Below are 25936 nucleotides of genomic sequence, written 5' to 3' on the forward strand. Positions count from 1 at the left end.
GAAGGCTATTTTTATACATTTCTTGCACTTATATAAAATTTTGATCGTATCTTCGTGCAAATTAACATACTGATTAAAAACATACTATGAATACAAGAGCTATTACCAAAAACAAGAAAGTCGTTACATTCGGAGAAGTAATGTTAAGGCTGACCACCCCCAATTTCCAGCGCTTTTCCCAAACAAACGAGTTTATTGCTACTTATGGAGGAAGTGAAGCGAATGTAGCCATATCACTGGTCAACTTCGGCATCTCCACAGAATTCGTTACCAGACTTCCCGAGAATGCAATGGCACAAGCTTGTGTAAACTCACTCCAAGCTTACGGATTAGGTACAGACGGCATTATTTATGGCGGGAAACGCATGGGATTATACTTTCTGGAGAGCGGTGCAGCATTTCGTAACTCCAATGTAGTATATGACCGTGAAGGATCTTCCTTTGCCACTTTACGTCCCGGCATGATAGACTGGGAAAAGATTCTTTCCGATGCAGGCTGGTTCCACTGGTCGGGTATAGCGGCGTCCCTGTCACAGGAAGGAGCAGATACCTGCCTGGAAGCACTACAAACAGCAGACCGTCTAGGGTTAACTATCTCGTGCGATTTGAATTTCCGCAAAAAATTATGGAATTACGGTAAATCCGCTTCAGAAGTAATGCTCCCTCTTGTCCAATATAGTGATGTCATTTTTGGTGCAGAACCCGAATACAAAGAAATTTTCGGCATTCCCCCGGTAGGTTTTAAAGCTGTAGACACCTCATATCCATTAGATTTGTCCGGTTTCAAAGTATTCGGTCAAAAAGTATCAGAACAAGCGCCCCGATGCCAGAAAATATTTCTGGAATTGCGTAATACCATCACTTCCAATCACAATCTGCTGGCAGCCATACTTTATTCTAAAGGGACATTAAGGCATACCGGTATTTACGATATTGTCCATGAGGTAGACCGTGTAGGTGCAGGAGATGCATTTGTAGGCGGCATGATTTATGGTTTGCTGACCTACTCCGACAATGACCAAAAAACATTAGAATTCGCCCTTGCCGCATCTGCATTAAAAAATACCATATATGGAGATTTCAATCAAGTAACAGTAGAAGAAGTGGAAGGATTAATGCAAGGAAACACTTCAGGAAGAGTAGTCAGATAACTATTTTCATGATTATAGCCAAACAGAATTGATCTGCAAAATGTAGCGTAAAAAAGCAAGTTTACTTCATGGGGCAAGCAAGCTAAGTTACTTATCCAATGTACTTAAGTTTATTTTTGAAGCCACAGAAGATTCATCTATCCTTTTTCCACAAATCAATTCCATTCAGTCATTATAAAAAGAGGAGGATTCTCATGATATGAGCATCCTCCTCTTTTTATTTATTTCTTAAAAGAAACTTTCTTTTTATGCCTTTGTTTCTTCCGGCATCTTGTTGCCCATAGTCAGGTAAGCGATAGGAGCAGCAATGAAGATAGAAGACAACGTACCGATCACAACGCCCAAAATCATTGCAAAGGCGAAGCTGCGGATACTGTCACCACCCAGCACAAAGATACACAACAATACGATTAATGTACTTAATGAAGTATTGATGGTACGAGCCAAAGTAGTATTCAGTGAATCGTTAAACAACTGCATACGGTTACGTTTCGGATACAGACCGAAGAACTCACGGATACGGTCAAAGATAACCACCTTGTCATTGATAGAATAACCGATAGCGGTCAAAACGGCACCAATGAAGGTCTGGTCAATTTCCAATGAGAACGGAACCCATCCATAACATAATGAGTATGCACCGATAATCAGAATAGTATCGACAGCCAATGCAACAGTCGCACCCACACTATAAGCTACATTGCGGAAACGCAGCAAGATATACAAACCGATAGCCACCAGTGCAAACAATACAGACCAAATAGCCGATGTCTTGATATCATCAGCGATACTGGGACCTACTTTCTGAGAACTGATAATAGAACCACCGACACGATTATCACGATCAATAAAGATTTCCAATGTAGTACCTTCGCCCAGCAAGTTACCATCTTTCAAAGACTGATACAAGAACTCTTCAATTTCGGAGTCGATAGTAGGAGACTCTTCATTAATACGGTAGTTGGTTGTAATACGGATTGTCTTCTTATCCGTACCCAAGGCGATAGCCTGTACATTATCTTCTGTGATTTTCTTCTTCAACAAGTCACGCACTGTTTCAGGTTCAACCTGCTGTTCAAACTGAACTACGAAGTTACGTCCACCGGTAAAGTCAATACTCTGCGCCAAACCACGGATAAAGAATGAAATGATACAGATAACGATAATCGCTCCGAATACCGTGAATGAACGTTTCATCATTCCCATAAAGTTGTAATTCACGTTCTGCATCAGGTTCTTGGAAATCCCTGTAGTGAATGTCAAGTTCAACCACTTGTCTTTATTCATGAAGTGCTCATAAACAATACGAGTCAAGAATACTGCTGTAAAGAATGAGCAGAGGATACCGATAATCAACGTAGTGGCAAAACCACGGATCGGCCCCGTACCGAAATAGAACAGAATGATACCAGTGATAATTGATGTCAAGTTTGAGTCAAAAATAGCAGAGAATGCGTTAGAATAACCGTCTGCTAAAGCAGCCTTAACAGTTTTACCGGCTCTCAATTCTTCTTTTGTACGTTCATAAATCAACACGTTAGCATCTACAGCCATACCCAATGACAACACCATACCGGCAATACCAGACATGGTCAGTGCAGCTTGGAACGAGGTAAGGATTCCTAATGTGAAGAAGAAGTTAACAACCAATGCGCAGTTGGCAACCATACCCGGAATCAATCCGTACATAGCGCACATATAGATCATCAACAGAATCAACGCAACAACAAATGAAATGATACCTTGATTGATAGATTCCTGACCCAATGACGGACCAACGATATCCTCCTGAACGATACGTGCAGGAGCAGGCATCTTACCAGACTTCAATACGTTAGCCAAGTCTTTTGTCACCTCCGGAGTAAAGTTACCGGTAATCTGAGAGTGTCCGCCCGTAATTTCACCGTTTACATTCGGAGCGCTGTATACGTAACCATCCAGTACGATAGCGATAGCCTTGCCTACATTGTTCTTTGTCAGAACAGCCCAGCGGCGCGCGCCGTCAGTGTTCATAGACATACTGACACAAGGCTTGTTGAACTGGTCATATTCATCTTTAGCATCAGTGATCACATCACCTTCCAACGGAGCACGTCCGTTACGTTCAGTAGACTTGATAGCATACAATTCAAAGATACGTCCCTGCTTGTCAAAATCAGCAGCCTTTACACCCCATTTCAAACGAAGATCTTTCGGCAACATTTCTTTCACTTCTTTCATAGCAAGGTACTGGTTTACCTGAGCAGTATCTTTATAATCGGCATAACCTACCACCGACCCGTAACCATTCGGATTTAATTGAAGAACAGAAGCCAACGGATGTTCTTTCTTCATCTGCTCCATTGCGGCAGAGTTACTTGCCGTTTCGCCTTTCAATGCGGCTGCAAGACTGTCGGCAGCAGAAATTGCAGAAGCCTGTGCAACAGCAACAGTATCAGCTGCTACAGAATCAGCAGAAGCAGCACCACTTTCAACAGCAAGAATATCACGCAGTCTGTTATCTACAGAAGAAAGATAAGGAACTATTTCTTTTGCGTCGAAAGTTTCCCAGAATTCCAAGTTAGCAGATCCCTGCAACAGTTTTCTGACACGTTCCGGTTCTTTGATACCCGGTAGTTCCACCATGATACGGCCCATCTTTCCTTCCAATGCCTGAATGTTAGGCTGTGCCACACCAAAACGGTCAATACGTGTACGTAATACATTATAAGAGTTGTCGATAGCAGCCTTTACCTCTTCGCGCAATACTTTTTCAACTTCACTGTCGGAACTGCGGGTGGTTACTTTGTCTTTCAACTGCTGAGTAGCAAATAATTCAGCCAATTTGCCATTGGGAGCTTGTTTCTTATACTCTTTTACAAAAAGAGTGATAAAGTCATCCTGACTAGTGATAGATTGTTTTGATGCTTCTGCAACCGCTTTGTTAAAAGCTTCATCAGTCTTGTTGTCAGCCAAAGCCTTCACTACATCCGGTACAGAAACTTCAAGGATAACGTTCATACCACCTTTCAGGTCTAGACCCAGACCAATCTCCATCTCGCGACACTGTTTCAGCGTATAACTACCCAAATAAACTTTTTCATTCTGCATAGAATCAAGGTAATGTGCTTCACCTTTCGGGTCCTGTGCCGCTTTGTCCATGTGATAGCGGGTCACAAAAGAGAAAGAAAGATAAAACACACATACAAGGGTGAGTAATACCGCAAAAACCTTTACAAATCCTTTGTTTTGCATGTTACTTTGAAATTTATTATTTTTACTTTTTGATTAATTCTTAGTTTATACAAGGTTGCAAATATAGTTTTTTTTTCACATTCCCACGGTATCAAACACAAATATTTAGATTCCAAAAGAGAAAAAAGGCTGCAAAAGCATTTTTTGCAGCCTAAATTATTCTATTTCACAGCCTATTTTATTTCAAACCCCTATTTTTAAGCAAGGGCTCCAAGCTGGGATCAGCCCCACGAAAACCTCTGTAAAGGGTCATAGGATCTTCCGTTCCACCTTTCTCTAGAATATTTTTACGGAAAGAGTCTGCGGTATTTTTATCGAACACTCCATGTTCTTTAAACGCTTCAAAAGCATCCGTGTCAAGAACTTCTGCCCATAGATAGCTGTAATACCCAGCAGCATATCCACCTATAATATGACTAAAATAAGTGGCGCGATACCGAGGAGCTATTTCAGGAATCAGCCCCAGCTTGTCCATCGTTTCTTTTTCAAAAGCAACGACATTCAGATTTTCTGTATCAGTCAGGTTATGCAGTTCCATATCAAGCAAAGCGGCTGCCAATAATTCCGTAGTCATAAAACCTTGATTAAAAGTACCCTGATTTTGGATTTTCGTAATCAACTCATCCGGAATCACTTCTCTTGTTTCATAATGCTTGGCATAGAGTTTCAGCACTTCAGGTTCTACAGCCCAGTGTTCCATAATCTGTGAAGGAAGTTCTACAAAATCCTGCGCCACACTGGTACCAGACACTCCTTTGTAGTTACACTTGGTCAGCATACCGTGCAATGCATGTCCAAACTCATGAAACATGGTTTCCACCTCATCCAAAGTCAGTAAAGAAGGCATATTTCCTGCAGGTTTAGTAAAACTTGCCACATTATAAATTAAAGGACGTACTTCACCGGCCTGTTCACGAAAATTACTCATCCATGCGCCACCACGCTTACCTGCGCGTGGAAAGTAATCTGCATAGAACAATCCCAAAAATGAGCCATCGGCATCCTTTACTTCATACACTTTCACATCAGACTCATATACGGGCACATCATTCAGTTCGGTCAATGTAATGCCATACAATTTGTTGGCCACGGTATACAATCCGCTACGCACATCTTCCAAACTGAAATAGGGTTTGATTTCATCTTCATTCAAATCATACTTTTCCTGACGCAATTTTTCGGCATAATACCACCAGTCCCATGCAGCCAGCTTCTCTCCCTTACCTTCCTTATCCATTATTTTCTGCAACTCGGCGGCCTCTTTCTTTGCATTTTCCAGTGAGTATCCCCACAGGTTATTCAAGAAATCCATGACTGTCTGCGAATTCTTAGCCATGTTCTCATCCAGTACAAAATTGGAATAACAATCGAATCCTAATAATTTTGCCTGTTCCAAACGCAATGCCATAATCTTTCCCAATATCTCTTTATTGTCATTCGCATCATCATGATTCCCCCGGTTGATATAAGCTTCATAAATATTTTTTCTTAGCTCACGGTTTTCAGCATATTGCAAAAAAGGCAAGCGACTGGAGTTTTGCAAAGTGAATAGCCATTTCCCTTCTTTTCCAGCAGCTTTCGCTTCCTCTGCGGCCCCCGCTTTCACCCATTCGGGTAACCCGGCCAAATCAGCCTCATTCTCGATAACCAACTGATAAGCGTTATTCTCATTTAAGATATGATTGTCGAAAGCAATCCCCAAAGTCGACAATTCTTTATTGATCTCCCTCAAACGGGATTGTTTTCCGGCATCCAGTCCGGCACCCGAACGGACAAAAGCTTTATAATACTTGTCCAACAGCCGGTGTTGCTCAGTCGTAAGAGTTATCTTACCTTCCTGTTCCTGTTGATGCACATCAGCCACCCGTTTATACAAATCCTGATTCAAATAAATATTATCACTATGTTCTGAAAGTACAGGAGCCATCTTTTCATTCAAGGCCGTCAACGAATCATTTGTATCCGCTTCGGTCAATGCAAAAAACACCCCACTTACTCTCGCCAGAATCCCGCCACTTTTATCCAGCGCCACAATGGTATTTTCAAAAGTAGGTTCCTCGGGATTATCAACTATTGCCTTAATTTCCGCATTCTGCTCCTCTATTCCTTTCAAGAAAGCAGGCTCATAATGCTCCAGTCTGATCTTAGTAAAATCGGGAGCACCGTACTCGGTCTGGAATTCCGTAAAGAACGGATTCATTTCTGTTTTCTGTTCACATGCACACATTACACAACACGTCGCTAACGTAAATAATAGTCTTTTCATAATCTGTCAATTAAAGGTATGTAAAATCACTTCTCCGCCACATAACACCAAATGGGGTAATGATCCGAACTCTTTATCGTATTATCCACCGTACAACGGTAAGATTTTAAATTCTTGCTCAATAAAATATTGTCTATTCTGAAATAAAAATGATTTTGATTATAAGATATGCCAAAGCCGTTTCCCGACTCCACAAAAGCATCATTCAGACCTTCCCCTACCACCCTGTGAGTGTATGATATAGGAGAATCATTGAAGTCACCGCATACAATTATGCCTCCCCCTTTGTAACCGGCCACCAAACGAGCTATGGAATCAGCCTGAACGGCACGTATAGCCGATGCTTCCGCCAGTTTTCTGATCAGCAAACGAGACCCTTGCGATACCTTTTGCTTATCAGGGTCCTTCATCATTTCGCGATAGACTTCTTTATCCTTCTCAGTCAGCTTATTGGATTCCAGATGATTATTAACAACCAGCAAGGTATCACCATTCACTTTGATTTTATAAGCAATGGAACCATTGTTAAGGCTGGCATATCTCACCGGATGTGCCGACAAAATAGGAAAACGGGAATAACAACCCAAACCGTTAGCCCCCGATATCTTATAATAATTTTTATAAGGATAATCTCTTAAAGCATAATCCACCTCTTTCTTGGTTAACCGTCCCCCTACAATATATTCCTGCAGGCAGATTATATCCGCATTGCTGTTTCTTAAATATTCCAACACAGGGTTCGGATTATCCTTGGTGTTCGCACGGTTCTTCTCAAAGGCCATCGTATTGTAGGATAAGAATTTGATTGCCCCTTCCGGTACATCAGATACAAATACATTGACTGGAAAATAAGTACGGATAGCACCAATGGAACATACCAAGCCTAAAAATGAAAGCAACGCATATTTACGATAAATCACCAACCAAAAGACCAGAAACAAAAGATTAACAATCAAAAAAGCAGGAAAAGCCAAACCGGCACATGACCATACCGGATGAGCCACAGGATCAATATAAGGGCTGTAAGCACATACCAGTAACAATACCACCATACACAAGTTTATGCCCAGTAGTATCCATCCCAAAAAACGACCAATATATTTCATATATCACTTCTTGCTCGCATCAAACAAGCTTTTCTTCTCTTCGGTAGTCAGACTGTTATAACCAGATTTCTTTAATTTATCCAATATACGGTCTATCTCCTCACTTTGCTGTTTTTTACGGGCATTATAATCGTAATCTTTTGCCTTATCACCATAATGAACTTTCATCTTCGGCTTTTTCGATTGACGACGAAACGAAAGGCCTTCTGAGAAGCAATCCAAGCATCGGTTTATCCATGACGTAGCATCATGTCCGCGGGACAATCCGGAAGCAAACCACCATCCGGCCAGAGCACCTCCTAAATGAGCGATATGGCCACCGGCATTGCCCGATGTCATAAACAGCAAATCGGTCACAACCATAAACAAAGCCACATACTTCAACCTAACAGTCCCAATAAACATAAAGTTTACTCTATATTCCGGTGCACGTACCGCAGTAGCTACAACAATAGCAAGTACGGAAGCTGATGCTCCCAACAAATAAGAATAATACAAAGAATCACTGAAATAAGGAAAAACATTGTAAGCGATCATATACAACAAACCGCCACAAATACCTCCCAACAGATAGAGTCCGCGGAAATGCTTTGCCGAGAAAAGAGACAGAAACATCTGCCCGAACCAATAAAGCCACAGCATATTAAACAGCAAATGCAAAATGCCTGCATGCATGAACATATAAGTCAGCAAAGACCAAGGCTGCTTGACAAACTGCAACGTCCAGGCCGGCAGTTCCAAATATTGAAGCACAAATGCTCCATTCCGGTTGAACAGCATCCATAAAATCCCCAATAAGGAAGTTACAATGAATACCCCTACATTAATATATATAAACTGGATATATATGTTCCCTTTGTTGAAGCTATTTTTCAAATCAGTAATAAAACTGCCCATTATTATTCTTTTTTCTCCAATACATTATTAATATAAAACCAAAAATCATACCTCCCAAGTGTGCAAAGTGGGCAACGCCATCGGTCGAAGCACCCAATCCCAAAAATATCTCCAAAGCAGCATATCCCATCACAAAATATTTAGCCTTGACAGGAAATGGGATAGGGAATACAAACATCTGACTATTGGGGAATAGCATACCGAATGCCAACAAAATGCCATATATCGCTCCCGAAGCGCCAACTGTAGTCATCAGATTCAAGTACTCCGCCATCGGAATCACGGCAATCCCCGTATTCACACTGTCATATTGCGATAATTCGGTCACATATTGTATATATTGCACCAGCTCCTGCACCAATCCCGCACCTATACCACATACCATATAATAGAACAAGAAACGTTTCGGTCCCCAAACCTGTTCAAGCGTACGTCCAAACATCCACAAGGCAAACATGTTAAAAAAGATATGCTGGAAACCGCCATGCATAAACATATAAGTAATCAACTGGGCAGGATTAAAATCAGATGCCATAAAAAAGTGTAGTCCCAGCAGGTCGTTTAGGTTAATTCCATACTTCATGGCTACCACGCCTCCAAAGAAACACAACACATTTATTATCAATAAATTCTTGGTTACTGTAGGTATACTGTTCATAAATATTCTTCGTCTAATAAAACATTGATTGCGCGCAAATTTACAATTTTATTCTGTTATATAACAGAAAACAAGAGTTCTCTTACGTTTTTTTGATTTTTGGAGCATCTTTTTTAGGCTATCTGTTTGATTTCTAATTTTGAAAGCATATATTTGTCACTGATTTTGGTAAAACTTTTGTGTTACATTTAATAATTAATCATTTTCGTTATGAATAAGGCAGATCTTATCAGCGCAGTCGCCGCTGAAGCCGGCTTGAGCAAAGTCGACGCAAAAAAAGCAGTTGAAGCTTTCGTTTCAACTGTAACAAAGGCCCTCAAAGAAGGGGACAAAGTATCATTAATCGGATTCGGAACATTCTCTGTTGCTGAAAGAAGTGCAAGAACAGGTATCAACCCATCCACAAAAGCAACGATTACTATTCCTGCTAAAAAAGTAACCAAGTTCAAACCAGGTGCTGAACTAGCAGACGCAATTAAATAATTGCTATTTTACATAAAAGGACTTAAGGAAAGGGGCGCCGGTACTAGCGCCCTTTCTTCTTCATTTTTCTATTTGAACCTATGAAACCTAAAATGACAACCTTATTTAAATGCCTGATTGGCGCCGCTGTATGCGCTTTTTCAACACAAGTTCTTCATGCAGAAGATACAAAACTACCTTATTGGAAAGATATTCAGACCGTAGCCGTCAACAAGGAATATCCGCGTACAGCTTTCATGACTTATGACAACCGGGACCAGGCACTGACCGGCGAGTATGAAAACAGCCCTTATTACAAACTACTAAACGGTACATGGAACTTTTATTATGCAGATACATACAAAGATCTGCCTGCCAACATTGAGCAACCGGATGCCAACATAGCCTGGAAGGAGATTAAAGTACCCGGCAACTGGGAGGTACAGGGCTACGGAGTGGCCATCTACACCAATCATGGATACGAATTCAAGCCCAGAAATCCACAACCGCCGCAATTACCCGAAGCCAATCCGGTCGGTGTGTATCAGCGTGATATCGAAATTCCCGCCGATTGGGATGGACGCGACATATTCCTCCGTTTGGAAGGAGCAAAATCCGGTGTATACGTATATGTCAACGGACAGGAAGTGGGATACAGCGAAGACTCCAAGAATCTGGCAGAATTTTTAATCAACAACTACCTGAAACCCGGTAAAAACTCGCTGGTCATTAAAATATTCCGCTGGAGTACCGGTTCTTATCTGGAATGCCAGGATTTTTGGCGCATGAGCGGTATTGAACGTGATGTATTTCTGTTCTCACAGCCCAAAACTCACATCAAAGATTTCAACGTGATGTCTACGCTGGACGACACCTATAAAAATGGTATCTTCAAACTGGATGTAGACGTAACCAACCATACAGCAGGCAACAAAGAGGTAACCGTAGCATACGAATTGCTGGATGCCGCAAAGAAAGTGGTGGCAGAAGGTAACACCCCCTGTCCTGTTACAGCGGACGGGCAGAAGAGTATCTCTTTTGAAGCCACCCTCAGCAACGTCAAGACCTGGACATCAGAACACCCTAACCTGTACCGGTTACTGATATCTCTGAAAGACGGAGAAAAAACAAGCGAGATCATTCCTTATACGGTAGGTTTCCGCCGTTTCGAGATCAAACCAACCGATCAGATAGCCGAAAACGGCAAACCATACATTTGCTTGTTCATCAACGGACAACCCATCAAGCTGAAAGGCGTAAACATACACGAGCATAATCCCGAAACAGGACATTATGTTCCCGAAGAGCTGATGCGCAAGGACTTCACCCTGATGAAACAGAACAACATCAACAGTGTACGTCTCTGCCACTATCCGCAAGACCGCAAGTTCTATGAATTGTGTGATGAATATGGCATCTATGTATATGATGAAGCCAATATCGAAAGCCACGGTATGTATTATAACTTAAGCCGAGGCGGAACATTGGGCAACAATCCCGAATGGCTGAAGCCGCACATGGACCGTACCATTAATATGTACGAGCGTAACAAAAACCATCCCTCTGTAGCCATTTGGTCATTAGGAAACGAAGCTGGAAACGGTTATAATTTCTATCAGACCTATTTATGGCTGAAAGAACGCGAAGTAAAAGGGATGAACCGTCCTGTAAATTATGAACGCGCCCTTTGGGAATGGAACACAGATATGTATGTACCCCAATACCCTAGTGCCGCCTGGCTGGAAGAAATAGGCAAAAAAGGCAGCGACCGTCCCATTGCGCCATCCGAATATTCACACGCTATGGGCAATTCCAATGGTAATCTGGCAGCACAATGGAGAGCGATCTACAAGTACCCGAACTTGCAAGGTGGTTACATTTGGGACTGGGTAGACCAAGGTATTCTGGAAAAAGACGAAAATGGACGTACCTACTGGACCTACGGAGGTGATTACGGGACCAATGCACCCAGCGACGGAAACTTCCTATGCAATGGAATCGTAGCTCCGGACCGCACTCCGCATCCGGCCATGACAGAAGTGAAATATGCACATCAGAATGTAGGTTTTGAAGCCATCGACCCGGCTGCCGGCAAATTCCTGGTAAAGAACCGTTTCTACTTCACCAACTTGAAGAAGTATATGATCAGTTATACCGTAAAGGCAAACGGAAAAACAATTAAAGGCGGAAAAGTATCATTAGATATCGAACCGCAAAGCTCCAAAGAACTGGACATCAACCTCAACGGATTGAAGCCCAAGGCCGGCACAGAATATTTTGTAAATTTTGTAGTTACCACCACAGAGCCGGAACCCTTGATTCCTGCAGGGCACGATATTGCTTCCGAACAATTCCGCCTGCCCATAGAACCATTGGCTATAGCCGAACATAAAGCAAGCGGTAAGACTACCGTCAGCACGGATGGTGACGTCATCACCGTATTATCATCACGTATGCAGTTCGTTTTCAACAAGAAAAGTGGACTCGTGACTTCATACAAAGTAAACGGTACAGAATATTTCGCTGAAGGCTTTGGTATTCAACCTAACTTCTGGCGCGCACCGACAGACAATGATTATGGTAACGGTGGGCCTAAGCGCGAACAAATCTGGAAGCAGTCCAGCAAGAACTTCAATGTAGCGGATGTTACCACAGAAACAGACGGCAACAAGACTATATTAACAGCCAACTATTTACTGGCAGCAGGTAACCTGTATATCATGAAATATACCATTTATCCTGACGGAATGGTTCATGCAGATATTACCTTTACTTCTACGGATATGAAAGCCGCCAGTACCGAAGTGTCAGAAGCAACTCTGATGGCCACCTTCACACCGGGACAGGATGCCCAGCGTCTGGCCTCTTCCAAACTGAACGTACCACGTATCGGCGTACGTTTCCGCTTGCCATCGGATATGAATCAGGTAGAATATTTCGGCCGCGGACCGGGTGAAAACTACATCGACCGTAATGCAAGTAGTTTCGTCGACCTCTACCGCACCACAGCCGACCAGATGTACACCAACAACTACGTCCGTCCGCAAGAAAACGGACACCGTACCGACACCCGTTGGGTGGAACTGAGCCGTAAAGGCGGAAAAGGTCTGTTAATACGCGCTGACAGTACCATCGGTTTCAATGCACTGCGCAATTCTGTAGAGGACTTTGATTCGGAAGAAGCCATTAACCGTCCTCGCCAGTGGACTAATTTCACCCCCGAAGAGATTGCCAACCACGACGAGGCAAAGGCTAAAAATGTAATACGCCGCATGACCCACGTCAACGATATCACTCCACGTAATTTCGTTGAAGTATGTATTGATATGAAACAGCAAGGTGTAGCCGGTTATGACAGCTGGGGAGACCGCCCGCTGCCGGAACATACCCTGCCCGCCAATAAGGAATATCATTGGGGATTCACATTGATGCCGATAAAATAAAAATATCGCAAGCATTCCTTCCTTAATAAGAAGAGTGTGTCAGAACTCCGATGGCGCTATCATATAGATTGTCATCGGAGTTTCATTTCCCATCCTACATTTCAATTATAGCCTGAAAGCAAGATCAGTCTGATTTATATTTGCTAGCTTTGTACCCCAAAAATCGAACACATGGAACAACAAGGAGAAATCATACTCTACCAGCCGGATGAATCGGTGAGGATGGAAGTGCGCATTGAAGATGAAACAGTGTGGCTGACTCAGGCACAAATTGCAGAGTTATTTGAGACCAAACGCCAAGCTATTACCAAACATCTTAAGAATATATTCCAAAGCGGCGAGTTGAACGAAAACTCAGTATGTTCCATTTTGGAACTAACTGCCTCGGATGGCAAGTCATACAAAACCAAAACATACAATTTGGACGCTATCATTTCTGTAGGCTATCGTGTCAACAGCAAAAATGCCACTTTGTTCCGCCGTTGGGCAAGCCAAGTTTTAAAAGATTATTTATTAAAAGGTCATGTCATCAACCAACGCATCAGCAACCTTGAACAAAGGGTGGATGCAAAGTTTCTTTCTTATGATATGCAACTGACCAGATTAAATGAGAAAGTAGATTTTTTTGTCCGCACCTCTCTTCCTCCGGTCGAAGGAATTTTCTTTGACGGACAGATTTTCGACGCATACGCTTTCGCCACAAACCTTATCAAATCCGCCAAGAATTCCCTTATCCTGATAGACAACTATATAGATGAAAACACACTTCTCATGCTTTCCAAACGCACAACAGGAGTAGATGCCACCATCTATACACAACGAATCACACCGCAACTTCAACTAGACCTTACCCGACACAACAATCAATATCCACCTATAAACATAAGAACCTACCGCCAGGCACATGACCGTTTTCTTATTATAGACCGATCCGACGTATATCACATCGGAGCCTCTTTGAAAGATTTGGGAAAGAAACTATTTGCCTTCTCCAAAATGGATATCCCAGCATCTATCCTCACAAAACTGCTATAAAGATGAAAGAAGCAGAGCCCAATAATAAAGTCCTACTAGGCATGAGCGGAGGAACAGACAGTTCCGTAGCCGCCCTTCTATTGCAGGATGCAGGATACGAGGTAACCGGCATCACCTTCCGTTTTTATGAAAAAGGAAATGATACAGAGTATCTGGAGGATGCCCGCGCTTTATGTGAACGTCTGGGCATCCCCCATCTCACATACGATGTTCGTGGTACCTTCCGGAAAACCATCATTGACTATTTCATCAACGAATATATGGCAGGTCATACCCCGGTTCCCTGTACTTTATGCAACAACTACCTGAAATGGCCTCTTTTGAAGAGAATATCCGATGAAATGGGGATCTATCACTTCGCTACAGGACATTATGTACGCCGACGCCTCATCAATGGATACTATCACATCACTACCGGTGCCGACCCGGATAAAGACCAATCCTTTTTCCTATGGGGGCTGCCACAAGAAATCCTGCAACGTATGCTTCTCCCTATGGGCAACCTGACTAAAGCCCGTGTCCGTGAGATCGCGGCAGAGCGTGGTTTTCTGAAAGCCGCCCATAAACGGGACAGTCTGGGAGTCTGCTTCTGCCCCATGGACTACCGCACATTCCTGCATAAGGAATTGCCTGAAGGAAGTATCCTACCGGGTAAATTCTTCGATGAAATGGGGAATTTTATCGCACGGCACAAAGGTTATCCTTTCTATACCATCGGCCAGCGGAGAGGATTGGGCATAGATCTTAACCGGGCTGTCTTTGTCAAAGAAATCATTCCGGCAGAAAACAAAGTCATACTGAGCGACTTGAAAGCACTGGAAAAAACAGAAATGAGACTGAAAGAATGGCGCATCACCAATCCCGCTTTATTACTAAATAAGGACGACATCATCGTCAAAATACGCTATCGGAAACAAGCAAACCGCTGCACAGTAACCCTGCAACCGGATAACACCCTGCATGTACAACTGCATGAGCCGCTGACAGCCATTGCCCCGGGACAAGCAGCCGCTTTTTATAGGGATGATGTAGTACTGGGTGGGGGCATTATCATCTAATTCCAGACACTTTCAAATCATATTTCGGCCCTCTTTTTTGCTGCTTCAAGATTTTCTTGATAACTTTCCGTCGTTTTTCACCTTCAGGTCGAGAAACCGGAAAGTGAAAATAGAGATGTATCCGAATCAAACCTTAAATAAATAGAGATGAAAAGTAGAAATTATGCAGGCATATCCTTACTTGCCTCATTAGCCGCTTGTAACTCTGCAACAGCAGAAACCGTTCAAAAAAACAGTACGCAAGACCCGAAAAAGCCCAATGTTATCGTTATTCTGGCAGATGACCTGGGATATGGAGATTTAAAATGTTACGGAGCCAAGAATGTAGAAACTCCCCATGTTGACAAACTGGCATCGGAAGGCATCCGTTTTACTAATGCACATACTGTAGCCGCTACCAGCACCCCATCCCGCTACTCCTTGCTGACAGGAGAATATGCATGGCGCAGACCGGATACGGATATTGCCGCAGGAGATGTAAAAATGATTATCCGTCCCGAACAATACACCATGGCAGATATGTTTAAAAGTGCCGGATATGCTACAGCCGCTATCGGCAAATGGCATCTGGGACTAGGAGACAAGACAGGCGGACAGGATTGGAATGCTCCTTTACCAGCCGCTTTGGGTGACTTAGGCTTTGACTATCACTATATCATGGCCGCTACAGCCGACCGTGTACCTTGTGTATTTATAGAAAACGGCAAGGTAGCCAACTATGATCCGTCCGATCCTATAGAAGTGAGTTACACCAAGAACTTTCCGGGAGAACCGACCGGAAAAGATAATCCCGAACTACTGTATAACCTACATCCCAGCAACGGACATGACATGTCCATCGTCAATGGCATCAGCCGCATCGGATTTATGAAAGGGGGTGGAAAGGCACTTTGGAAAGATGAGAACATTGCCGATTCCATCGCCGTTCATGCCATCGATTTTATCAAACAGCATAAAGACGAGCCTTTCTTTATGTATTTTGCGACCAATGATGTACACGTTCCCCGTTTTCCTCATGACCGCTTCCGTGGAAAGAATCCTATGGGACTACGCGGAGACGCAATCGCCCAATTCGACTGGACGGTAGGCCAGCTGATGGAAACATTGGACCAACTTGGACTAACTGAAAACACGCTGATTATTCTATCCAGCGACAATGGTCCGGTTGTAGACGACGGATATAAGGACAAGGCAGAAGAGCTGTTGAACGGACATACACCTTCCGGTCCATGGAGAGGGAACAAATACAGCGCTTTCGAGGGTGGAACAGCCGTTCCGGTCATCGTCCGCTGGCCACAGAAGATAAAAAAGGCAGGAGACTCGGACGTATTAATGTCACAGATTGACTGGCTAGCCTCTTTAGGAGCTTTGGTCAACGCCAGATTACCTAAAGGCAGCGCTCCGGACAGCTATGACCGTTTAGGGAATTTGATAGGAACCGATAAGACAGACCGCCCATGGATTGTGGAACAATCCATGAACCACACGTTGTCCGTCCGTACCAAAGACTGGAAATACATTGAACCGAATGATGATCCGACCACTTTCATGAAGGCAGAAAAAATAGAGACCGGAAACCTGAACGTTCCCCAGTTATATGAAATGGAAAAGGTGAGCGAACAAGAGAATGTAGCAGAAAAGTATCCTAAGAAAGTATTTGAGTTGCAGACAATTCTGAGGCAAGTACGCAATAAGAGAATAAAGATGTAAACAGGACTCATCCAATAAGAGGATATTTCAAAAGTTCGAAGTAACTATCAAATGTTCCACCGTAGGGGCAGACCCATGAGTCCGCCCCTACAACATAACGACAACAAAAATCACTTTTAACACATTTACATAAAGTACAAAAACATTCCGTCACAGCAACTCACTCATTACCAACCACTTTCTGTGTAATAGTCTTTCAAATCCTCCTCAATCGGTATGCCGGTGGCGAAATAAATCTGCTTCGGGGATTCTCTCGGACAGAATGTAAAATCACCCCCTCGTTACCTCCCGGCAACTCGTAGACATCATAAGAACCTATTCTCATCTTATCTTCACCTCACTCCATTTAATATTTCACCAAGGTGAAGCAATTATTCCACCTAGGTGAAAGCGGCTGTTCACCTAAGTGAAGCTAGCTCTTCACCTTAGTGAAGCAACGAACGCACCCGAACAAAAATACGCCTTATGACGCTCCCCTGCAAGGGAACAACCGTAGCTATGACACAGGAATTAGAACAACCGATATCCGTCAAACCAAATTTGGCAGCAGAAAATGGCAAACCGTTTCAGGGGGATTTAGAATGTATTTGCACAACATATCACTGATTTACAGCAAAATGCTGCGCATAATCCAAGATGATAATATACGTATAATCAAAAAAAACTCCCTTGGTACAACCAAGGGAGGCAGGTATACATTTCCTTTAAAAGTTCCGGATGCAGTTGGGATTATAAAGCAGCCCTTCGGCTGCTTCATGTTTCTCTATCCTCTGTGTTAGTATTTAAAGGAATGATTCATCTTTTACTTATTACTTGCTTTAACAAACTTATAAAGCACGAAAGTCTTGGGCGCCATCTCTACATTCAGTACATTACCCTCAACCGTAGCAGCACTTTCTTTCGGAGTGATGACATTCGGATGCTCTACCGTGTTATCTTTATCCAAATCGGCAGACTGGAGTGTGATGCATTTACCTTCCACAAGTTTATCACTCTTCTTCAACCCGTTGAAAGTCAATGATACTGGCTGTGTCTGCTCCGAAGTATTGGCAATTTTCACGATATAAGCCTTTTCATCCTTATCCCATACGGCACTGGCAAACAGACCATCCTGTCCTTCCTGACCACTCACAGCTTTTTTATCCATAGTCAGGGGCAACACATGAGTACCTTTGTTATGAGCATAAAGCTGCTGCACATAGTAACTACAAGTACGAACCGAGTTCAGATTGTCAAACCAGATCAAATCCGGACGCCATTGCCATCCTTCCACATGGGCAAACAAAGGCGCATAAGTAGCCATGTGCACCACATCAGCATTCCGTTCCAGTCCGGTCATGAACGCAGCTTCCATTAAAGCAGCGTTAAAATGGTTCCATTTCTTGCCTTTGCCATGGCAGGCATATTCTCCAGCAAAGACCTTCGGTCCTTTGCGGTCGTAATTGTCATAACGGTTGCCTTGTGCCAGGAACCAGCTTTCGGGACGATAGAAATGCTCATCCACCAAATCCACTTTCAGATTTTTCATTTCCGGCCATAAGTAATCAAAGTCTTTACCTTCAGACTGAGGTCCCGAACTACCAACAATCTTGATTTCAGGATGAGCCTTACGAAGCACCTCGACAAACTGTTTCAGACGTTCCGGATATTCCGGTCCCCATTGTTCGTTACCAATGCCCAAGAATTTCAAGTTAAAGGGAGCAGGGTGTCCCATATCCGCACGAACTTTTCCCCAAGTACTTGTGACATCGCCATTAGCAAACTCAATCAGGTCTAATGCATCCTGTATATACGAATCAAGCTTTGACAGGCTGACCTGCTGGTCGGGGTCATTCTGATACTGACATATCAATCCGCAGTTCAGAATAGGCAGCGGTTCGGCGCCTATATCCTCCGACAACTGGAAATACTCAAAGAAGCCCAGTCCGTAGGTCTGGAAATAATCAGGGAAGAAACGATGCTTGAACGTATAATGCCAGCGGTTTTCATTCAACGGGCGATTCTCTACCGCACCTACTGTTTTTTTCCATTCGTAACGGGTAGCCTCATCCGTACCTTCTACAATACAGCCGCCGGGAAAACGGAAAACACCGGGTTTGATATCATATAAAGCCTGCACCAAGTCTTTACGAAGACCGTTCTTACGCTCTTTCCAAGTATCTACAGGGAAAAGAGAAACATGTTCCAGATCCACCGTTCCCGCACTTTCAAGGAAAATACGAAGATGAGCCTTGGGCTCCGTTCTCGGCGATTTCAATATCACCTCATATTGTTTCCAATCCTTCGAATTCACTATCAGTTCTTTTGACTCAAAAGCCTGACGTTCCTCCATCGTATCATTTTTGATCAATTCAATACGAAGTTTCTGGTTCTCACCACGTGCCCATACGGAAAAGCGATACTCAGCCCCTTCCTTGACACCTATGCCGAAGAAACCTTCGTTTTCAATTCCTGTGTGCTTTTCCCTGTGTCCGGAATTACCCAGACGGACGTAATGCGGATTTCGCTCGAACGGCCCGTCGTCCATCAAGGTCACATTGCCGAAAATATTCCAACCCATAAAACGTTGCGGGAATTCAAATGAACGGTTCTTTATCAGTTCGGCATACAAGCCTCCGTCCGCCCCATAATTAATGTCCTCAAAGAACAAACCATACATGGTTGGTTGTATTTCCGCACCTAATTTATTGGTCTGCACGACCATGTTGTGCGCATTCTGTGCATGTAGCGCTACTCCGGCAGCAAATACCCATGCTGTGAATAGAGTTCTGTGTAATTTCATGATAGTAATATTATTGATTTTTATTAGTCAATTCTCTTTCCCCACACAGAATGCCCTTGAGCATCCAGGCCGGTAAAAAGAATGGTTTCTGTTTCATTTTCCCAATCGTGTCCGGCAAAGATAATCAAATTGTTAATATCTTCTGTGGCTGTTTTTATAGTAAGAAGTTGTTTTTTAACATTAAAATCCCAAGTTGCATCTCCAACACTGCCATCTGCTTCCAAAACAACACGGGCAGATAACGCCTGCTCCCCATTTCGCAAGTCCCCTTCATCCCACAATATTTGTCCAGCTTCCAAACTACGTTCCAAAGGCGGTTCCTGAATACGGATAATTTCCCACTCACCTACCAAATCTTCTTTAGTGAAAGAACGTGGAGCAGTACCTGCATAGCGTTCGGGAGAAACCACAGGCCATCCATTCACCGTAAAGAACACTTCGCGCACATGCAAATCCATCAACTGGTTCTGGGGGGAAAGCCGTCCCTGATGGGCCATAAAATAACGGCCGTCACCGGCATCAATAAGACCGCAATGAGCCGTTCCCGCCCATCCCGGATGATTTTCGAAGCGGTAAGGAGCTGTCAATATAGGAACATTATTCGTTGTATCTTTTATATCCTCTCCGTAGAAATCCACAAAAGGTCCTTCGGGAGAACCGGAATAAGCGACACGTACATTATAGGTAGTCATCAGCGGATCGTAGGATGTAAACAGATAATATTTGCCAAGTTGGGGTTGATACATGATTTCCGGCGCTTCCAAGTTATCTTTCCGGTAATTGGCCCGGCGTGCTATCAAGTGCCCATGATCCTCCGGCTGCATAGTCATTCCTGTTTCGGGATTCAGTTCCACACAGTACAGACCACCGAAATAAGAGCCATAGTGCATCCACCACTTTCCGGTTTCCGGATCCTCAACCACAGAAGGGTCTATGGCATTCATCGCATCCCCTTCTCCTGTCTTAACCACACACCCTTTCTGTATCCAGGGACCTTCGGGAGAATCCGACTCGGCCATACCGATATAGGATGTATTCCTGCCGAATGCCGAAACACAATAATACAAACGATAAATACCCTGATAAGGCATCAGATAAGGAGCCCAGATATTAGTCGCCCCTTTTCCCTCCGCCTGACTATGAACCCATTCTATAGCCGGAGCAGGAATCTCGGGAAAAGCCCAGCCCACAAAATCCCAATGTACCAAGTCTTTTGATTTGCGTACCTGGACAAAACCCAGAGGCACATTCTTCTCTTTCGCCTCTTTCCGGTTCTCAGCAAAAATAGCATCGGTAGAATACAGATAATAAGTATCTCCTATTTTTTTACAAGCCGGGTCGTGTACATTATATGTTCCCCACTGCTTGTAATTCTCCATAGATGAAAGAGCGGTATAATCATCAGCCCAAGGATTGGGAGAAGGGACAGGCACGAAAGCCGTAGGTGCACTGCATGATGCCAATACCCCTACGGCCAACAGGCCTAAACCGACCAACCTATTTATTATTAACCTTTTCATGTCCATGAATAATCTTTGAGGGAAAAATTGCTGTTTCATAGTATTTTTTTATTATGTGACCATTTGCTAATGTACTAATTTGCCAATGACATGCGGCATATAACGCAGCCAACTGTCACATTGACTAACTATTATTAATGCAAATATAACTGCAATCAAAAGCTCGCCAGGTGGACAATATCGCTTAAAGGGTGGACATTTGTGCAGCAGAGGGATAAAAATGATTTATTTGTTTTTGAGGAAAAACGAAAAGGTATATCTTTGTATAAGTAACGGTATATTCTTACGTCATTAATGAACAACACACTATGAAAAAACATTGTTTTCTATTCGCTCTGTTCATCTTTTTATCTAGTCTGTATATGCAAGCTGAAGGAACAGCCGGAAAATGGTCCGAACGTTATAATTTCACTGCCATTACGATGGATGAAGGACTGCCTCACAACTTTGTGGATGATATATTGAAAGACAGTCAGGGCTTTTTATGGATCGCTACCCGCGGGGAAGGAATCGCCCGTTATGACGGTTATGAATTCACCGCCTTCCATATGGGAAACACCCGTATCAAGCTACGAAGTAACTTTATAAACAAACTGTGTGAGGATAACTTCAAGCGTATTTGGGCTGTCAGTGAAATGGGTATTGACATACTGGATATACAAACCATGCAGACAGTACAAGTCACTGATATGAAAGACAAACTTATTTCACTGTGTAACCGCCCCTCTCATCTTATTCTCCATAGCAAAGCGGGAAATATTTGGGTTTGTTCGGAAAACAATTTATTCAAAATTACCTTTGACAAACAAGGAGATATAAAACAAATTATTAAAACATGCGAAGTACCGGCAGGAGAATCCATCCGGACTATTTGTGAAGTAGAAGACTATCTCTGGATAAACTACAAAGACGGTATCTACCGCATCAAAGAATCGGCTATGGAAGTACAGGAACCCACATTCATTTCATCTGCCCTTCAATTACCCGGTGTGTCCATACAAGTAATCTGCCGGAAAGAAAATGAAATTTGGATTGGCAGCGCACAAGGCCTTTTCCGATACAATATGGATACGGAACTGATGAAGCATTATATGTATGATCCGAATGACAATAGTTCGCTTTCCCAAAACTTTATCACAGACATAGCAGAAACAGGAGAACATACCATGCTGGTTGCCACCCTAAAAGGTATAAACCTTTATAATGCGTTGACAGACAATTTTGAGCGGATAAATAAAGATACCGGAGAAGGAGAAATCGTACAAAACACATTAAACTGTGACTTCGTAAACTGTCTGCTGACCGATGGTGATATTATCTGGGTAGGCACCGAAGTGGGAGGTCTGAACAAGATGAGCCGCCGGATGCTGTTCGTACAAAACTATTATCATACTCCCGCCATTCCCGGAAGTCTTTCCCAAAATCCCGTCAATGCCATTTATGAAGACCCGTCGGGTGTTTTATGGGTAGGAACCGTAGAAGGAGGTTTGAACCGGCGGGCTCCCGGCAGCAACACTTTTGAGCACTATACTACCGATGCACCCGCCCACCTAAGCCATAATACCGTCAGTTGCTTTACCAGCGATAACGATGGAAGACTTTGGATGGGAACTTGGGGAGGAGGCATAGGATGGATAGATATGAAAAATCCGCAGAACAAACAATTTCACCACATAGAAATACCCGAATGCGGAGACTTCTCATGGGGATGGGCCGGAAGTATCTGCTATGACCACTTGAATAATGCCATCTGGGTAGGAACCAGTATCAATATCTATGTTTACGATTTGAAAACACAAACGCTCACCGAACCATTCAAGGGCATGAACCTAGGTGGAATTGAAGGTTGTACAGGATACTACATAGATAAGGATAACCACCTGTGGCTGGGACTTACAGAAGGACTTTGCCGAATAGATTTAAGCAGTTTGAAAACCCCTAGACTGATTTATCAACTCTGGAGGATCAAGCTAGACGAACCGGAGTCAAAGTTAAAGGAAAGGGTAACCTACATCACCCAGTCTAAAGACGGAACCCTTTGGATAGGCAGCAACGGATATGGTTTCTACAAATCCTCACCAACAGAAAACGGAGAATATACCTTCCGCTCCTTCACCACCGAAGACGGACTGATAAACAACAGTGTCCGCTGCATATCGGAAGATAAAGAAGGGTATCTTTGGATTACCACCACCAACGGACTCTCCCGCTTCAATCCTAACAACAACAGCTTCTTCAACTATACCCGGAAAGACGGGCTATTATCCAACCAGTTCTATTGGAACGCAATATGCCGTGCCGCCAATGGAGATTTATATATAGGAAGTACCAAAGGACTGTCTGTGGTCAAGCCGGTCATAGATATAAACCCGAAGGAAGCTGTTCCCTTGGCGTTTACCCATGTCCGTGTGGCAAATAAAGAGCGATTGTACACAAACGGTACCTTACAGTTACACGAACGCGACAAATCTCTCTATATTGAATTTGCCGCATTGGATTATGATGCATCGACATTTGCCAATTATTATTACCGCTTGAAAGGATTTGACGACAAATGGATAAAAGTACCGGCCAACAGACGACAAGCCGCCTATACCAATCTGCGTCCCGGCAACTATACTTTCGAACTGCGTTATGCACCCGACGGCAAACAATGGCTGGAAGAAATGGCAGAACTCCACATTGCCGTATCACCTTATTTCTATAAAACCATCTGGTTCATTCTGTCCATATTGGTTCTTCTATCTTTCCTTATATATAAGGTATTATCATGGAGGCTTCGTTCGTTAAAAGAACAACAAGAAATACTCCACATCAAAGTAGAGGAACGTACCCGTGAACTGGAAGAACAGAAAAAACTGCTTTCCACTCAGGCAAGCGAGCTCTATCGTCAAAACCAACTATTAAAACAGCAAAACGAAAAAATAACCAAACAAAAAGGGCAACTGATCCAAATGTCAAAAAAGGTGCAGGAATTGACGGTTGACAAACTCGCCTTCTTCACCAATATCACCCATGAATTCCGTACTCCGTTGACATTAATCGTAGGACCTATAGAAAGAGCATTGAAACTAAGCTACAATCCTCAAGTCATTGAACAATTACATTTTGTGGAGCGCAACTCAAAATACCTGCTCTCACTGGTCAACCAATTAATGGACTTCCGCAAAGTAGAATCAGGGAAAATGGAAATTGTCCGCAACCCGGGCAATTTTGCCAAATTACTCAATGAACTACTAGTACCCTTCGACGCATATGCTTCCGAAAGAGGAATAACCATCGAACGTCGCTTCCGCCTTCCTTCATGTGAAATAATGTACGATGAGGATGCCATGCATAAAGTGATTGTCAATTTAATAGGAAATGCTTTGAAATTTACCCCCAAAGGAGGACAAATTACCATCTATGCCACCCCCCTCCGCCAGGAAGAGCAGGAAAAGTTATTCATCTGTATTCGGGATACAGGACCAGGACTTCCCGAAGAAGAGATAGACAAAGTATTCAACCGCTTCTACCAATCACAAAATAAGACGCATTCCTCTATCAACGGACAAAGCGGGACTGGAATCGGTCTCTATCTATGCAAACGAATTGTCCAGTTGCATGGAGGTTCAATTTGTGCCAAGAATAATCAGAGCAAAGGATGTTCTTTCCGTATTTTACTTCCTTTGCAATATGCCGATGCGGACAGTCTGCCCACACCAACAGAGCAAGTTAAAGAACCGGTCGACTCTCCGATGACATTGCAACCTGCCACCAATGGAAAACTGACGATTCTGGTAGTAGAAGACAACAAAGATATGCGCGACTATATCCGTTCCATTCTGACCGAATATTATAACGTACTTGAAGCATCCCAAGGTGAAGAAGCATTGACTGTGCTCCAATCCCAAAACGTGGATTTTATTGTTAGCGACCTGATGATGCCTGTCATGGATGGCATGGAACTGTCCCGCCGGGTAAAATCCAATTTCGCCATCTCACATATCCCCTTCCTGATGCTCACAGCCAAAACATCCAACGAATCGCGCATTGAAAGTTTCCGTATAGGTGTAGACGAGTACCTTTTAAAACCATTTGATGACACTTTGCTGCTGGCCCGGATATCCAATATACTGGAAAACCGCAAACGTTTCCAACAAAAGTTCTCATACAGTATGGACGTGGATGCACTGAATATCGAAAAAGAATCCAGTGACAAGAAATTCCTGGACAAGGCGATGCAGATTGTGAAAGAAAACTATAAGAACTCTTATTACGAAATAAGCGATTTCATCGAAGCAATGGGGGTAAGCAAAAGTTTGATGAACAAAAAAATGCAAAATCTGACGGGACAGTCTGCCGGACAATTCATGCGTAACTACCGGCTGAATCTTGCGCGGGAACTTATTATCCGTAACCGGCTGACGCACAATATGAATATATCTGAGATAGCATACGAAGTAGGATTCAATGATCCCAAATACTTCACACGCTGCTTTACAAAACATTTCGGAACAACACCCAGTTCGATGATGGAGAATGGAACCGACTGACTTATTCCAGAGCGTAAAATGAACGGATTGTATACCATAAATGCTCCGTTTTTCTACGCTCTCGTTTCGCTAAATAAAT

14 protein-coding genes are annotated in these 25936 nt (G+C 43.2%); 7 read left to right on the forward strand and 7 right to left on the reverse strand.

The genetic code is table 11. The features are described 5' to 3' along the window. Positions 1 to 86 precede the first annotated feature (86 nt). A complete protein-coding gene (locus AB5935_RS03505; protein ID WP_007833743.1) occupies positions 87 to 1151 on the forward strand; it encodes a sugar kinase in 1065 nt (354 codons plus the stop codon). A gap of 246 nt (positions 1152 to 1397) precedes the next feature. Here AB5935_RS03505 and secDF read toward each other — a convergent pair whose 3' ends face one another. The 5 genes from secDF to AB5935_RS03530 all read right to left on the reverse strand — a co-directional run bounded on the left by secDF (position 1398) and on the right by AB5935_RS03530 (position 9312). After that, positions 1398 to 4385, reverse strand: coding sequence for a protein translocase subunit SecDF (secDF, locus tag AB5935_RS03510; RefSeq protein WP_007833744.1), 2988 nt, complete (start codon positions 4383 to 4385; stop codon positions 1398 to 1400). 178 nt (positions 4386 to 4563) lie between these two features. Then, a complete protein-coding gene (locus AB5935_RS03515; protein ID WP_038611991.1) occupies positions 4564 to 6651 on the reverse strand; it encodes a M3 family metallopeptidase in 2088 nt (695 codons plus the stop codon). Positions 6652 to 6677: 26 nt separating this feature from the next. Beyond that, positions 6678 to 7757: an endonuclease/exonuclease/phosphatase family protein gene (locus AB5935_RS03520; RefSeq protein ID WP_007833748.1), complete on the reverse strand. Its 1080-nt coding sequence runs from the start codon at positions 7755 to 7757 to the stop codon at positions 6678 to 6680. Positions 7758 to 7760: 3 nt separating this feature from the next. Continuing rightward, on the reverse strand, positions 7761 to 8654 hold the full coding sequence (locus AB5935_RS03525) for a rhomboid family intramembrane serine protease (protein ID WP_007833752.1): 894 nt from the start codon (positions 8652 to 8654) through the stop codon (positions 7761 to 7763). Further along, a complete protein-coding gene (locus AB5935_RS03530; protein ID WP_007841361.1) occupies positions 8635 to 9312 on the reverse strand; it encodes a rhomboid family intramembrane serine protease in 678 nt (225 codons plus the stop codon). The genes AB5935_RS03525 and AB5935_RS03530 overlap by 20 nt, the downstream gene beginning before the upstream one ends. 210 nt (positions 9313 to 9522) lie before the next feature. Between AB5935_RS03530 and AB5935_RS03535 the strand changes: the two genes are divergently transcribed. From AB5935_RS03535 to AB5935_RS03555, 5 genes are all read left to right on the forward strand, one after another. Further along, complete coding sequence (locus tag AB5935_RS03535; RefSeq protein ID WP_007841363.1) at positions 9523 to 9795, forward strand: HU family DNA-binding protein; 273 nt, start codon at positions 9523 to 9525, stop codon at positions 9793 to 9795. Positions 9796 to 9887: 92 nt separating this feature from the next. Beyond that, positions 9888 to 13217, forward strand: coding sequence for a glycoside hydrolase family 2 TIM barrel-domain containing protein (locus AB5935_RS03540; RefSeq protein ID WP_120053161.1), 3330 nt, complete (start codon positions 9888 to 9890; stop codon positions 13215 to 13217). Between the two features lie 171 nt (positions 13218 to 13388). Then, positions 13389 to 14252 carry a RhuM family protein gene (gene rhuM, locus AB5935_RS03545; protein WP_007841367.1) on the forward strand — a complete coding sequence of 288 codons (864 nt, stop codon included), beginning with the start codon at positions 13389 to 13391 and terminating at the stop codon, positions 14250 to 14252. Between the two features lie 2 nt (positions 14253 to 14254). Further along, positions 14255 to 15310 (forward strand): tRNA 2-thiouridine(34) synthase MnmA, encoded by a 1056-nt coding sequence (gene mnmA, locus AB5935_RS03550; RefSeq protein ID WP_038611996.1) that lies wholly within the window; start codon positions 14255 to 14257, stop codon positions 15308 to 15310. A 147-nt stretch (positions 15311 to 15457) separates the two neighbouring features. Continuing rightward, the gene (locus AB5935_RS03555; protein ID WP_008654329.1) at positions 15458 to 17020 is read left to right on the forward strand and encodes a sulfatase family protein; all 1563 of its coding nucleotides are present in this window, start codon (positions 15458 to 15460) and stop codon (positions 17018 to 17020) included. Positions 17021 to 17822: 802 nt separating this feature from the next. On the opposite strand, the gene AB5935_RS03560 is transcribed toward AB5935_RS03555, so the two are convergent. Continuing rightward, positions 17823 to 19802: an alpha-L-arabinofuranosidase C-terminal domain-containing protein gene (locus AB5935_RS03560; RefSeq protein WP_007841371.1), complete on the reverse strand. Its 1980-nt coding sequence runs from the start codon at positions 19800 to 19802 to the stop codon at positions 17823 to 17825. A gap of 23 nt (positions 19803 to 19825) precedes the next feature. Next, positions 19826 to 21361, reverse strand: a complete 1536-nt coding sequence (locus AB5935_RS03565; RefSeq protein ID WP_038611998.1) for an arabinan endo-1,5-alpha-L-arabinosidase — start codon at positions 21359 to 21361, stop codon at positions 19826 to 19828. 269 nt (positions 21362 to 21630) lie between these two features. Here AB5935_RS03565 and AB5935_RS03570 point away from each other — a divergent pair, with 269 nt between their 5' ends. Continuing rightward, entirely contained in the window at positions 21631 to 25857 is a 4227-nt protein-coding gene (locus AB5935_RS03570; protein ID WP_007833784.1) for a two-component regulator propeller domain-containing protein, read from the forward strand. Positions 25858 to 25936: the final 79 nt, after the last annotated feature.

This window comes from Phocaeicola sp. RTP21198st1_B8_RTP21198_201120 (assembly GCF_040929485.1).
Classification (GTDB): domain Bacteria; phylum Bacteroidota; class Bacteroidia; order Bacteroidales; family Bacteroidaceae; genus Phocaeicola; species Phocaeicola dorei.

Bases quoted from the DNA above. Each gene is read 5' to 3' on its own strand.
- AB5935_RS03560 (WP_007841371.1), bottom strand. From the start codon at position 19,802: ATGAAATTACACAGAACTCTATTCACAGCATGGGTATTTGCTGCCGGA.
- AB5935_RS03540 (WP_120053161.1), top strand. From the start codon at position 9,888: ATGACAACCTTATTTAAATGCCTGATTGGCGCCGCTGTATGCGCTTTT.
- AB5935_RS03520 (WP_007833748.1), bottom strand. From the start codon at position 7,757: ATGAAATATATTGGTCGTTTTTTGGGATGGATACTACTGGGCATAAAC.
- AB5935_RS03515 (WP_038611991.1), bottom strand. From the start codon at position 6,651: ATGAAAAGACTATTATTTACGTTAGCGACGTGTTGTGTAATGTGTGCA.
- AB5935_RS03505 (WP_007833743.1), top strand. From the start codon at position 87: ATGAATACAAGAGCTATTACCAAAAACAAGAAAGTCGTTACATTCGGA.
- mnmA (WP_038611996.1), top strand. From the start codon at position 14,255: ATGAAAGAAGCAGAGCCCAATAATAAAGTCCTACTAGGCATGAGCGGA.
- rhuM (WP_007841367.1), top strand. From the start codon at position 13,389: ATGGAACAACAAGGAGAAATCATACTCTACCAGCCGGATGAATCGGTG.
- AB5935_RS03530 (WP_007841361.1), bottom strand. From the start codon at position 9,312: ATGAACAGTATACCTACAGTAACCAAGAATTTATTGATAATAAATGTG.
- AB5935_RS03525 (WP_007833752.1), bottom strand. From the start codon at position 8,654: ATGGGCAGTTTTATTACTGATTTGAAAAATAGCTTCAACAAAGGGAAC.
- AB5935_RS03555 (WP_008654329.1), top strand. From the start codon at position 15,458: ATGAAAAGTAGAAATTATGCAGGCATATCCTTACTTGCCTCATTAGCC.
- AB5935_RS03565 (WP_038611998.1), bottom strand. From the start codon at position 21,361: ATGAAACAGCAATTTTTCCCTCAAAGATTATTCATGGACATGAAAAGG.
- AB5935_RS03535 (WP_007841363.1), top strand. From the start codon at position 9,523: ATGAATAAGGCAGATCTTATCAGCGCAGTCGCCGCTGAAGCCGGCTTG.
- secDF (WP_007833744.1), bottom strand. From the start codon at position 4,385: ATGCAAAACAAAGGATTTGTAAAGGTTTTTGCGGTATTACTCACCCTT.
- AB5935_RS03570 (WP_007833784.1), top strand. From the start codon at position 21,631: ATGAAAAAACATTGTTTTCTATTCGCTCTGTTCATCTTTTTATCTAGT.